8 protein-coding genes are annotated in these 11,514 nt (G+C 68.5%); 4 read left to right on the plus strand and 4 right to left on the minus strand.

Translation table 11 applies throughout. The annotated features are described in order from the left end of the window. Positions 1-39: 39 nt before the first annotated feature. Genes DD542_RS04385 through DD542_RS04395 form a run of 3 tightly spaced genes read left to right on the plus strand, consistent with a single transcriptional unit; the run spans position 40 to position 5,866 of the window. Positions 40-1,338, plus strand: a complete 1,299-nt coding sequence (locus tag DD542_RS04385; protein WP_127804058.1) for an efflux RND transporter periplasmic adaptor subunit — start codon at positions 40-42, stop codon at positions 1,336-1,338. Positions 1,339-1,350: 12 nt separating this feature from the next. Then, entirely contained in the window at positions 1,351-4,503 is a 3,153-nt protein-coding gene (locus DD542_RS04390) for an efflux RND transporter permease subunit (RefSeq protein WP_127804060.1), read from the plus strand. Then, the gene (locus tag DD542_RS04395; protein WP_127804062.1) at positions 4,496-5,866 is read left to right on the plus strand and encodes an efflux transporter outer membrane subunit; all 1,371 of its coding nucleotides are present in this window, start codon (positions 4,496-4,498) and stop codon (positions 5,864-5,866) included. The genes DD542_RS04390 and DD542_RS04395 overlap by 8 nt, the downstream gene beginning before the upstream one ends. Here DD542_RS04395 and DD542_RS04400 read toward each other — a convergent pair. From DD542_RS04400 to earP, 4 genes are all read right to left on the minus strand, one after another. Beyond that, entirely contained in the window at positions 5,863-6,732 is an 870-nt protein-coding gene (locus DD542_RS04400) for a TIGR00730 family Rossman fold protein (RefSeq protein ID WP_127804064.1), read from the minus strand. The genes DD542_RS04395 and DD542_RS04400 overlap by 4 nt on opposite strands. Positions 6,733-6,762: 30 nt before the next feature. Next, the gene (locus DD542_RS04405; protein WP_127804066.1) at positions 6,763-7,641 is read right to left on the minus strand and encodes an AEC family transporter; all 879 of its coding nucleotides are present in this window, start codon (positions 7,639-7,641) and stop codon (positions 6,763-6,765) included. Between the two features lie 66 nt (positions 7,642-7,707). Then, entirely contained in the window at positions 7,708-8,262 is a 555-nt protein-coding gene (gene efp / locus DD542_RS04410; RefSeq protein WP_079366071.1) for an elongation factor P, read from the minus strand. Between the two features lie 63 nt (positions 8,263-8,325). Then, positions 8,326-9,408 (minus strand): elongation factor P maturation arginine rhamnosyltransferase EarP, encoded by a 1,083-nt coding sequence (gene earP / locus DD542_RS04415; RefSeq protein WP_127804068.1) that lies wholly within the window; start codon positions 9,406-9,408, stop codon positions 8,326-8,328. A 40-nt stretch (positions 9,409-9,448) separates the two neighbouring features. On the opposite strand from earP, the gene uvrC reads away from it, so the two are divergent. Further along, positions 9,449-11,512 carry an excinuclease ABC subunit UvrC gene (gene uvrC / locus DD542_RS04420; protein WP_127804070.1) on the plus strand — a complete coding sequence of 688 codons (2,064 nt, stop codon included), beginning with the start codon at positions 9,449-9,451 and terminating at the stop codon, positions 11,510-11,512. Positions 11,513-11,514: the final 2 nt, after the last annotated feature.

Consider the following 11,514-nt stretch of genomic DNA (forward strand, 5'->3'; position numbering starts at 1 on the left):
TCCAGGTTCCGTCTTCATCCGTCGCCCATGAGGTTCTTCATGCCCGCTTCATCCCCCGTTTCCCCGACGCCGCCCGCGGCGCGCACATCCTCTGGCGCTCGTCTGCGCCAGACCTTCCTGCTGCTGCCCCTGGTGGCGGCGCTGGCCGCCTGCGGCAAGGCCGATGCACCGCCTGCCGGTGGCGGCGCACCGGGTGGGGGCATGCCCGCGCCGGAAGTGGGCGTGGTGACCGTTCAGCCGGGCGATGTCGGTCTGCAGACCGAACTGCCGGGCCGGCTGGAGGCCTCTCGCGTGGCACAGGTGCGGGCCCGCGCGGCCGGCATCCTGCAGCAGCGCCTGTTCAAGGAAGGCAGCGATGTGAAGGCCGGTCAGGCGCTGTTCCGCATCGACGCCGCGCCCTACCAGGCCACGTTGCAGAGTGCCCAGGCCAGCCTGGCCCGTGCCCAGGCGAACCTGGCCAGCACCACTGCGGTGGCCGAGCGCTACAAGCCGCTGGTGGCCGAGAACGCGATCAGCCAGCAGGAGTACACCAACGCGGTGGCAGCCCAGAAGGCCGCCGAGGCGGATGTGGCCGCCGCCAAGGCCGCTGTGCAAACCGCGGGCATCAATCTGAACTATGCCAGCGTGACCGCACCCATCTCGGGCCGCATCGGCCGGGCGCTGGTGACCGAGGGCGCGCTGGTCGGGCAGGGCGAGGCGACCGCGCTGGCCGTGATCCAGCAGGTCGACCCGCTGTATGTCAACTTCACCCAGTCGGCCACCGAGGCCATGCGCCTGAAGCGCGCGATGGAGGCCGGCCAGCTCAAGGGCGCCGGTGACGGCGCTGCCGCGGTCCGCGTGGTGCTCGACGATGGCAGCGAACACGCCAAGCCGGGCAAGCTGCTGTTCTCCGATCTGACGGTCGACGCCACCACCGGCCAGATGACGCTGCGCGCCGAGGTGCCCAATCCGGGCGGCATGCTGCTGCCGGGGCTGTACGTGCGCGTGCGGCTGGAGCAGGCCGTGGCGAGCAACGCCATCACGCTGCCGCAGCAGGCGGTGACGCGCACGGCCCAGGGCGACACGGTGTCGGTGGTGGGCGCGGACGGCAAGATCGAACAACGCCCGGTCAAGGTGGGCGGGCAGCAGGGCGGCCGCTGGGTCGTGCTCGATGGCCTGAAGGCAGGCGAACAGGTGATGGTCGACGGCTTCCAGAAGCTGCAGATGATGCCCCCGGGCACCCCGGTCAAGGCCGTGCCCTGGACGCCACCTGGCAGCCAGCCAGCGGCCCCGGCCGCCCCTGCACCGGATGCCAAGCCCGCTGCCGAGGCCAAACCCGCTGCGGAAGCCGCCAAGTAAGGAGCGCCCGACATGGCGAAATTCTTCATCGAGCGCCCCATCTTCGCGTGGGTGATCGCGCTCTTCATCATGGTGGCGGGCGCGGTGTCCATCACCCAGCTGCCGATCGCGCAATACCCGCCGGTGGCGCCGCCTTCCATCATCATCAACGCCACCTACCCGGGGGCGTCGGCCAAGACGCTGGAAGACAGCGTGCTGTCCGTCATCGAACAGGAGATGAACGGCTCGCCCGGCCTGATCTACATGGAAGCCGTGGCCCAGGCCAACGGCACCGGCAGCATCACGCTGAGCTTCGAACCCGGCACCAACGCCGACCTGGCGCAGGTGGATGTGCAGAACCGGCTCGCGCGCGCCACGCCCCGCCTGCCGGCGGCCGTGACGCAGCAGGGTGTGCGCGTCGACAAGTCGCGCAACAACTTCCTGCTGTTCGCGATCCTGACCAGCGACGACCCCGCCCTGGACCCGGTGGCCCTGGGCGACTACGCTTCGCGCAGCGTCGTGCCTGAAATCCAGCGCCTGCCCGGTGTCGGCCAGGCCCAGCTGTTCGGCACCGAGCGTGCGATGCGCATCTGGATCGACCCGGCCAAGCTGCTGGGCTTCAACCTCAGCGCGGCCGACGTCACCAACGCGATCCGCGCGCAGAACGCCCAGGTCTCGGCCGGTGAAATCGGCGCACTGCCCAACGTGGCAGGGCAGAGCATCTCGGCCACCGTGGTGGTCAATGGCCAGCTCGCCAGCGTCGAGCAGTTCGGCAACATCGTGCTGCGCGCCAGCAGCGACGGCGCCACCGTGCGCCTGAAGGACGTGGCCCGCATCGAGCTCGGCGCCCAGGGCTACGCCACCTCGGCGCGCCTGAACGGCAAGCCGTCCACTGGCATCGGCGTGCAGCTGGCGCCCAGCGGCAACGCGCTGGCCACCGCGGAAGCCGTGCGTGCCCGCATGACCGAGCTGGAGAAGTTCTTCCCCAAGGGCATGAGCTGGACGATTCCCTACGACAGCTCCAAGTTCGTGAAGATCTCGATCCAGGAAGTGGCCAAGACCCTGGCCGAAGCCGTGGCCCTGGTGTTCCTGGTGATGCTGCTGTTCCTGCAGAACTGGCGCTACACGCTGATTCCCACGGTGGTGGTGCCGGTGGCGCTGCTGGGAACCTTCGCCGCGCTGCTGACCATGGGCTTCTCGATCAACGTGCTGACCATGTTCGGCATGGTGCTGGTGATCGGCATCGTGGTGGACGACGCCATCGTGGTGGTGGAGAACGTCGAGCGCATCATGAGCGAGGAGGGCCTGCCGCCGCTGGAGGCCACGCGCAAGGCCATGGGCCAGATCTCGGGCGCCATCATCGGCGTGACCGTGGTGCTGATCTCGGTGTTCGTGCCGCTGGCCTTCTTCAGTGGCTCGGTGGGCAACATCTACCGCCAGTTTGCGGCGGTGATGGGCGTGTCCATCGCCTTCTCGGCCTTCATGGCGCTGTCGCTCACGCCCGCCTTGTGCGCCACGCTGCTCAAACCGGTCGAGGCCGGGCACCACCACGAGAAGAAGGGCTTCTTCGGCTGGTTCAACCGCACCTTCTCTCGCACCGCCAAGCGCTACGAGGCCGGTGTGGCCCGTCTGCTGCCGCGCGCGGGCCGCACGATGCTGATCTACGTGGCCATCGTGGCGGCCGTGGCACTGGTCTACCAGCGCCTGCCGGGCTCCTTCCTGCCCAACGAAGACCAGGGCACGATGCTGGTCAACGTGCAGCTGCCGCCGGGTGCGACGCAGGAGCGCACGCTGGACGTGATGAAGCAGGTCGAAGGATTCGTGCTGCAGCAGCCGGAAGTGCAGAGCATGGTCAGCGTGCTGGGCTTCAGCTTCTCGGGCCAGGGCCAGAACGCGGCGCTCGCCTTCGTGACGCTCAAGGACTGGGCTGATCGCACGGCGCCGGGCAGCGACGCGCAGTCCATCGCCGGCCGGGCCTTCGGTGCGCTGTCGGGCATCCGGGATGCCTTCATCTTCCCGCTGAGCCCGCCCCCCATCCCTGAACTGGGTGCGTCGTCTGGCTTCAGCTTCCGCCTGCAGGACCGCGCCGGTCTGGGCCGCGACGCGCTGGTGGCCGCGCGCAACCAGATGCTGGGCATGGCCTCGCAGAGCAAGCTGCTGACCCAGGTGCGGCCGGATGGTCTGGAAGACGCGCCGCAGCTGCAGATCGACATCGACCGCGACCGCGCCAACGCGCTGGGCGTGGGCTTCGACAGCATCAGCGCCGCCATCGGCACCGCACTGGGCTCCAGCTACGTCAACGACTTCCCCAACGCCGGGCGCCTGCAGCGCGTGGTGGTGCAGGCCGATGCCACGGCCCGCATGCAGCCCGAAGACCTGCTGCGCATCAACGTGCTCAACAACAAGGGGCAGGCGGTGCCGCTGTCGGCCTTTGCTAGCACCCACTGGATCACCGGCCCGATGCAGACCGTGCGCTACAACGGCTACCCGGCCATGCGCATCAGCGGCAGCGCCGCGCCGGGCGTGAGCACCGGCCAGGCCATGGCCGAGATGGAGGCGCTGGCGGCCAAGCTGCCGCAGGGCTTCGGCTTCGAATGGACCGGCCAGTCGCGCGAGGAAAAACTCGCCGGCTCGCAGGCCATGATCCTCTACGCCTTCGCCATCCTGGCCGTGTTCCTCTGCCTGGCCGCGCTGTACGAAAGCTGGTCGATCCCGATGGCCGTGATCCTGGTGGTGCCGCTGGGCGTGCTCGGCGTGCTGCTGGCGACGCTGCTGCGCGGCTACGCCAACGACGTCTACTTCCAGGTGGGTCTGATCACCATCATTGGCCTGTCGGCCAAGAACGCGATCCTGATCATCGAGTTCGCCAAGGACATGCAGGCCCAGGGCCACAACGTGATTCAGGCGGCGCTGGCGGCGGCGCACATGCGCTTCCGTCCGATCGTGATGACCTCGATGGCCTTCACCCTAGGCGTGCTGCCGCTGTTCCTGGCCAGCGGGGCCGGCTCGGCCAGCCAGCGCGCCATCGGCACCGGCGTGATCGGCGGCATGCTGACCGGCACGGTGCTCGCGGTGGTCTTCGTTCCGATCTTCTTCGTGCTGGTCCGCACGTTCTTCAAGGACAGCGAGCGCCAGCAGCGTCTGCACGAGTCCGAGGCCCAACACCATGGGGTACACCATGTCTGACACCCGTTTCATTTCCCTGGGCGCGCTGGCGGCAGCGGCCCTGATCGCCGGCTGTTCGATGACGCCGACGCTGGAGCGCCCCGCAGCGCCCGTGCCGGCCACCTTCCCCGGTCAGCCGGCCTCGGTCACGGCCAGCGGCCCGGTGCAGGCCTGGGAGAGCTTCATCACCGACGCCCGCCTGCGTGAGCTGGTGGCGCTGGCCCTGAAGAACAACCTCGACCTGCGCGTGGCGACACTCAACATCGAACAGGTGCGTGCGCAGTACCAGGTGCGCCGCGCCGACCAGGTGCCGACCGTCAACGCCACGGTGGCCGGCAACCGCCAGCCCACCCCCAGCGGCGACATCAGCAGCAACTACACGGCGGGTCTGGCCATGGCCAGCTGGGAGCTGGATTTCTTCGGCCGCGTGGCCAGCCTCAAGGACGCCGCGCTGGCCCAGTTCCTCGCCAGCGAGGAAGCGCAGCGCGCGGTGCAGACCAGCCTGGTCGCCTCGGTGGCCAGCAGCTGGCTCAGCCTGCAGACCGACGAGGCGCTGCTGGCGCTGACCCAGCGCACCCTGGCCACGCGAGAGGATTCGCTGCGGCTGACCAAGCTGCGCTTTGACAACGGTGCCGCGTCCGCGCTGGACCTGCGCCAGGCGGAGTCCCTGACTGCGGCGGCACGCGCCACGCTGGCCCAACAGCGCAGGACCATCGCGCTGGACCTCAATGCCCTGACCCTGCTGGTGGGGCAGGAGGTGCCGGCTAACCTGCTGCCCGGCGCGGGCGACGTGGCACCGTTCCAGCCGGTGCCCGAAGGCCTGCCGTCGCAACTGCTGACCCGCCGCGCCGACATCCGGCAGGCCGAACAGCAGATGGTCGCGGCCAACGCCAACATCGGCGCCGCGCGGGCCGCGTTCTTCCCGCGCATCTCGCTGACCGCTGGTATCGGCACCGTCAGCACCGAGCTCTCGGGCCTGTTCAAGGACGGGTCCTGGGGCTTCACGCTGGCGCCGCAGGCCCTGCTGCCGATCTTCGACATGGGGCGCAACCAGGCCAACCTGGACGCGGCCAAGGCTGCGCGCGACATCGCCATGGCCCAGTACGAGAAGGCCATCCAGGTCGCGTTCCGCGAGGTGGCCGACGCGCTCGCCGGGCGCGCCACACTGGGCGAACAGCTCGCGGCCCAGGAAGCCCAGGCTCAGGCAGAGACAGATCGCTTCCGCCTGGCCGAACTGCGCTACCGCAACGGCGTGGCAAGCTACCTCGATGTGCTGGACGCGCAGCGCTCGCTGTTCGCCACCCAGCAGGCGCTGGCACAGACCCGGCTGGCGCAGCAGCAGAACCAGGTGGCTTTGTACAAAGCCCTCGGCGGAGGGTATTAGGTCCTCAAGTCGTAGAAGCGCACGATGTGGTCCCAGGCCGACTGCGGGTCGTCGACCAGCTTGAACAGGTTCAGGTCCTCGGGCGATATCGTGCCTTCCTCGACCAGCACCTCCAGGTTCAGCAGGCGCTTCCAGTAGTGGCTGCCGAACAGCACGATGGGCACCGGCTTGGCCTTCTTGCACTGCACCAGGGTGATCACTTCGAACAACTCGTCGAGCGTGCCGAAGCCGCCCGGAAAGGCAACCAGCGCCTTCGCGCGCATCATGAAATGCATCTTGCGCAGCGCGAAGTAGTGGAACTTGAAGCTCAGCTCGGGCGAAATGAAGCGGTTGCCCGACTGCTCGTGCGGCAGTGAGATGTTCAGACCGACGTTGAGTGCGCCCTCGTCGTGTGCCCCGCGGTTGGCCGCTTCCATGATGCCCGGGCCGCCGCCGGTGCAGATGAACAGCTGGTCGTGCCGCGGGCAGCCGCGGCTGTAGCGCGCCACGATGCGGGCGAATTCCCGCGCCTCTTCGTAGTAGTGGGCGTTGCGCAGCAGCGCCTCGGCCCTGCGTATGGTCTCGGCGTCACCGCCCTGGATGGCCTTCTCCAGGTTGGCCCTGGCCTCGTCTGGCTCACGGAAGCGCGCACTGCCGAAGACCACGATGGTGTTCTCGATGCCCAGTTGCTGCTGCGCGAGGTCGGGTTTGAGCATTTCCAGCTGGAAACGGATGCCGCGGGTCTCGCGTCGCAGCAGGAACTCGGGGTCGGCAAAGGCCAGCCGGTAGGCATCCGCCTGCAGGGCGTTGCCGTTGTTGGAATGGGCCTGCAGGTCGGCCCAGGCGTCGGCGATGCGCTGTTCGCTCAGGTGTTGGGTGGTTTCCATGCGAAATCCTCGGTGACAGACAAGTACGGATCAGAGCCCGATGGCCAGGGCCAGCGGCACGAAGACCACCGCCAGGGCGTTGCCCAGCATGATCATGGCGGCGACCTTGTCGGGCTCCTGGTGGTAGCGCTCGGCCAGCATGAACTGCATCACGGCCGGGGGCAGGGCCGCAAACAGCAGCAGCTGTCCGCGCGCCGCACCCTCCAGTCCCAGGGCCCAAGCAAGAGGGATGCCGATGGCCAGGCCGAGCAGGGGTCTGGCCAGTGCACCCAGCAGACCCAGTGCCAGACCGGAACGGGTGAGCGAGGTCAGTCGCACGCCCAGGGCGAACAGCATCATGGGCAGCATCGCGTCGCCCAGCAGCTTCAGCCCCCCCAGCAGCACGTCGGGAGGGCGGAGGTCGGTGAGCGCGCTGGCAAACCCGAGCACGGTGGCGACCATCAGCGGGCTGGTCAGCAGGTCGCGCGTGCGGGCTGATGCGCTGGTGATGCGCGCGCCGAGCGAGAAGTGGAACAGGTTGCTGACCGAAAACAGCGCGACCGCCGCACCGAAGTGCGCCGGGCCGAAGGCCAGCAGGGCCAGCGGCAGACCCATGTTGCCGCAGTTGTTGAACATCACCACCGGCACCAGGGTGCGCGGCTGTGCACCGAACCAGCGCGCCAGCGGCCAGGCCAGCAGGCCACTGCCCAGGATCAGCACCGTGCCGCCGATCAGCAGCGGCACATGATCGGCCAGGCGGAAGTCCTTGGCCGCCAGAGCCGAATACACCAGCACCGGCGCCAGCACGTCCAGCGCGATGCGGTTGAAGGTGGACAGGTCCGGCACCTTGCGGCGCGCGTAGCCGTAGCCGATGGCCACGATCAGGAAGACCGGGATGATGACGTCGGCGATGCGGGAGAGTAGGTCCATGGTGCAAGGGTAGCAACAACAAAAAAGGCTCCCTTGCGGGAGCCTTTCTGTGGAGCGGGTACCGGATCAGACACGCTTGCGGTATTCGCCGGTGCGGGTGTCGATTTCGATCTTGTCGCCCTGTTCCACGAACAGCGGCACGGCGATTTCGAAGCCGGTGGCGATCTTGGCGGGCTTGAGCACCTTGCCGGACGTGTCGCCCTTGACGGCGGGCTCGGTCCAGGTGATTTCGCGCACGATGCTGGTGGGCAGTTCGACGGAGATGGCCTTGCCTTCGTAGAACACCACTTCAACGGCCATGCCGTCTTCCAGGTAGTTCAGGGCGTCGCCCATGTTCTCGGCTTCCACTTCGTACTGGTTGTACTCGGTGTCCATGCAGACGTACATCGGGTCGGCGAAGTAGGAGTAGGTGCACTCCTTCTTGTCCAGGATGATCTGGTCCATCTTGTCGTCGGCCTTGAAGACGACTTCGGTGCCGATGTTGCCCAGCAGGCCCTTGAGCTTCATGCGGACGGTGGCGGCGCCGCGGCCGCCGCGGGCGTACTCGGTGCGCAGGACGATCATGGGGTCCTTGCCGTGCATGATCACGTTGCCGGCGCGGATTTCTTGGGCGATTTTCATAGGGGTTCCAACAGTTGGGCCGCGGTTCCTTGTGCGGCGACGCTTCTAGCAAAGCCTTGAATTTTAACGCTTTCCAGTGACGAAGCCGATCAGCTGGCCGATCAGATCGGGCTGGGCCTGCAGGCGCTGGCGCGCCGCCAGGGCGCAAGGCTGCCAGGTGTTCACCACGTCCCAGCCCGGCCAGACAGTGCCGGGGGCCGTGATGCCATTCCAGGCGCGGTGGAAATCGCGCAGCGAGGGCGGTGCCTCCAGCCAGTCCAGGAAAGCCTCCAGCTTGGCGTGGTGGGCGTTGTCGTGCTGCGGGTAGATGTGCCAGACGAAGGGCTTGCCGGCCCACAGCGCGCGCACCAGCGAATCCTCGCCGCGCACGAAATTCAGGTCGCAGGACCAGAGCAGGTGGTCGTAGTCGTGCTGGGTCAGGCGGGGCACGGTGTGCAGCCGGGCCAGACCGGTGTCCAGACCCCGGCCGCGCTCGGCTGCCACGGCGTCGGCGGCGCGGCCGGTGGTGACCAGCCAGTCGCTGGGCGCCTGCGCACCCGCCTCTTGGAGCACGGCGCGCAGGGCAGGGGGCTCGTAGCAGAACAGGCTGGCCCTGGGGAGCCCGCCGACCGGCAGCGACTGCGACGCCAGCCAGGCGGGCGCGTCGAAGGCCGACTGCCGCGCAGGCAGGTCCGTTTCGCGCAGCAGCCCCCCCGTCCGGGGGGTGAAGCCCGGGTAGAAGAACCACTTGGTCAGGCCCTGCAGCGGCCCGGTCATGATGGGCGAGGGCAGGCGGTGGCAGCGCTCGACATAGGCCTCGGCGCTCATGTATTCCAGGTTCAGCCAGACCGGCGCCGCAGCGCCCTGTCGCACGCGCAAGGCCAGCTCATCCAGGCATTCCTGCGCCGGATCGCAGCCGAAGGCCTCGATCCAGACGTCGGCGGCGGGGCCGGCGTGGGCAACCTTCAGCGGCTCCGTCCAGTGGATCACTTCGACCCCGGGGATGTGACCCTCCCGGGCGCCGGGCACCATCCAGTCCAGATCGTCGGGCACGTCGATCCACAGACGCACACGCTGCTGGCGCGCCGCCAGTCCCGCGCACAACCGCCAGCACACGCCGATGTCGCCCAGGTTGTCGATGACCCGGCAGAAGATGTCCCATTGCATGCGCCGATTGTCCATGGCGGCGGATTCACAATACGGCCCCATGTCCAGTCCCGCACCCGACGCACCGCACTCCGAACAACTGCTGGCCGAAGTGGCGGCCCTGCCTGGCCTGCCGGGGGTGTACCGGTATTTCGATGCCCAGGACCAGCTGCTCTATGTGGGCAAGGCGCGCAACCTGAAGAAGCGCGTCAGCAGCTACTTCCAGAAGAACCACGACGGCACCCGCATCGGCCACATGGTCAGCCGCATCGTGCGCATGGAGACCACGGTGGTGCGCACCGAGGCGGAGGCGCTGCTGCTGGAAAACAACCTGATCAAGACGCTGAACCCCAAGTTCAACATCCTGTTCCGGGACGACAAGAGCTACCCCTACCTCAAGATCACCGGCACGCGTGAGACCTTCCGGACCGCCGGGACCAAACCCCTGCCGATGCTCGCGTTCCCGCGCATGGCCTACTACCGCGGCGTGGTCGACCGGCGGCACAGCTACTACGGCCCGTACCCCAGCGCCTGGGCGGTCAAGGAAACCATCACCCTGCTGCAGAAGGTGTTCCGCCTGCGCACCTGCGAGGACACGGTGTTCGCCAACCGCACACGCCCCTGCCTGCTCTACCAGATCAAGCGCTGCACCGGCCCCTGCGTGGACCTGATCGACACCGAAGCCTACGGGCGGGACGTGGCCGACGCCGAGCGCTTCCTGCGCGGTGAGACCCAGGAGGTGCTCGACGCGCTGCAGGCGCGCATGATGGCCCACGCCGAGAAGCTGGAGTTCGAGCAGGCGGCCGAGATCCGCAACCAGATGAGCGCACTGTCCCGCGTGCTGCAGCAGCAGGCGATGGACAACCTCTCGGACAAGGACGTCGACGTGCTGGCGGTGAAGGTGCTGGGCGGACGGGCCTGCGTGAACCTGGCCATGGTGCGCGGTGGCCGGCACCTCGGCGACCGGCCGTACTTTCCGGCCCATGTGGAGGACGCGACCCAGATCGACGAGGCGCTGGAATCCGAAGCCGAGTCATCGCCGGCCACCGACCCGATGGAACGGGTGCACGTGCGGGTGTTGGAGGCCTTCATCGCGCAGCACTACCTCGGGGCGGCGCTGCCGCACACCCTGGTGACCAGCCATCCCGTGAGCCGGACGCTGATGGAGGCCCTCGCCGAGCAGAACGGGGCCAAGGTGCACACGGTGCACCAGCCGCGCGAACACCGGCGCGCCTGGCTGGACATGGCGCAGAAGAACGCCGAGATCGCGCTGGCGCGCCTGCTGGCCGAAGAAGGCTCTCAGCAGGCGCGCACGCGCGCGTTGGCCGAGGCGCTGGGGTTGCCCGACGACAACCTGGACGAGTTGCGCATCGAGTGCTTCGACATCTCGCACACGGCGGGTGAATCGACCCAGGCGTCTTGCGTGGTGTTCGAGGCGCACAAGATGCAGAACAGCCAGTACCGCCGCTACAACATCGACGGCATCACGCCCGGCGACGACTTCGCGGCCATGCGCCAGGTGCTGCTGCGGCGCTACGGCAAGATCGCCGAGGCGCTGCGGGCCGAGCAGGGTGTGGCGCCTGATGCACAGGCCGGGGCGGTGGAAGCGCAGACGCTTGCGGCGGACACGCCGGAACCCGCGGCCGAGGTGGCGGGCGAGGCGCCAAAGGGCCCGCGCATGCCCGACCTGGTGCTGGTCGATGGCGGCAAGGGCCAGGTCAGCATGGCGCGCGAGGTGTTCCAGCAACTGGGGCTGGACCTGTCGCTGATCGTCGGCGTCGAGAAGGGCGAGGGCCGCAAGGTCGGGCTGGAGGAGCTGGTGTTCGCCGACGGGCGCGAGAAAGTCTACCTGGGCCACGATTCGGCCGCGCTGATGCTGGTGGCGCAGATCCGCGACGAGGCGCACCGCTTCGCGATCACCGGCATGCGGGCGCAGCGCGCCAAGGTGCGCACCGGGGGCAGCAAGCTGGAGGACATCCCGGGCGTCGGACCCAAGAAGCGGGCGCGCCTGCTGCAACGCTTCGGCGGCGTGCGCGGCGTGGCGGCCGCCAGCGTGGAGGACCTGAGCACCGTCGAGGGCATTTCGGCCGAACTGGCCGACGCCATCTACCGGGCGCTGCACTGAGG

It is taken from the genome of Hydrogenophaga sp. NH-16 (assembly GCF_004006415.1).
In the GTDB taxonomy this organism is placed as follows: Bacteria; Pseudomonadota; Gammaproteobacteria; order Burkholderiales; family Burkholderiaceae_C; genus Hydrogenophaga; species Hydrogenophaga pseudoflava.

Excerpts from the sequence above, each read along its gene's own strand:
- uvrC (WP_127804070.1), top strand. The coding sequence starts at position 9,449 with ATGTCCAGTCCCGCACCCGACGCACCGCACTCCGAACAACTGCTGGCC.
- efp (WP_079366071.1), bottom strand. The coding sequence starts at position 8,262 with ATGAAAATCGCCCAAGAAATCCGCGCCGGCAACGTGATCATGCACGGC.
- DD542_RS04400 (WP_127804064.1), bottom strand. The coding sequence starts at position 6,732 with ATGGAAACCACCCAACACCTGAGCGAACAGCGCATCGCCGACGCCTGG.
- DD542_RS04390 (WP_127804060.1), top strand. The coding sequence starts at position 1,351 with ATGGCGAAATTCTTCATCGAGCGCCCCATCTTCGCGTGGGTGATCGCG.
- DD542_RS04395 (WP_127804062.1), top strand. The coding sequence starts at position 4,496 with ATGTCTGACACCCGTTTCATTTCCCTGGGCGCGCTGGCGGCAGCGGCC.
- DD542_RS04405 (WP_127804066.1), bottom strand. The coding sequence starts at position 7,641 with ATGGACCTACTCTCCCGCATCGCCGACGTCATCATCCCGGTCTTCCTG.
- earP (WP_127804068.1), bottom strand. The coding sequence starts at position 9,408 with ATGCAATGGGACATCTTCTGCCGGGTCATCGACAACCTGGGCGACATC.
- DD542_RS04385 (WP_127804058.1), top strand. The coding sequence starts at position 40 with ATGCCCGCTTCATCCCCCGTTTCCCCGACGCCGCCCGCGGCGCGCACA.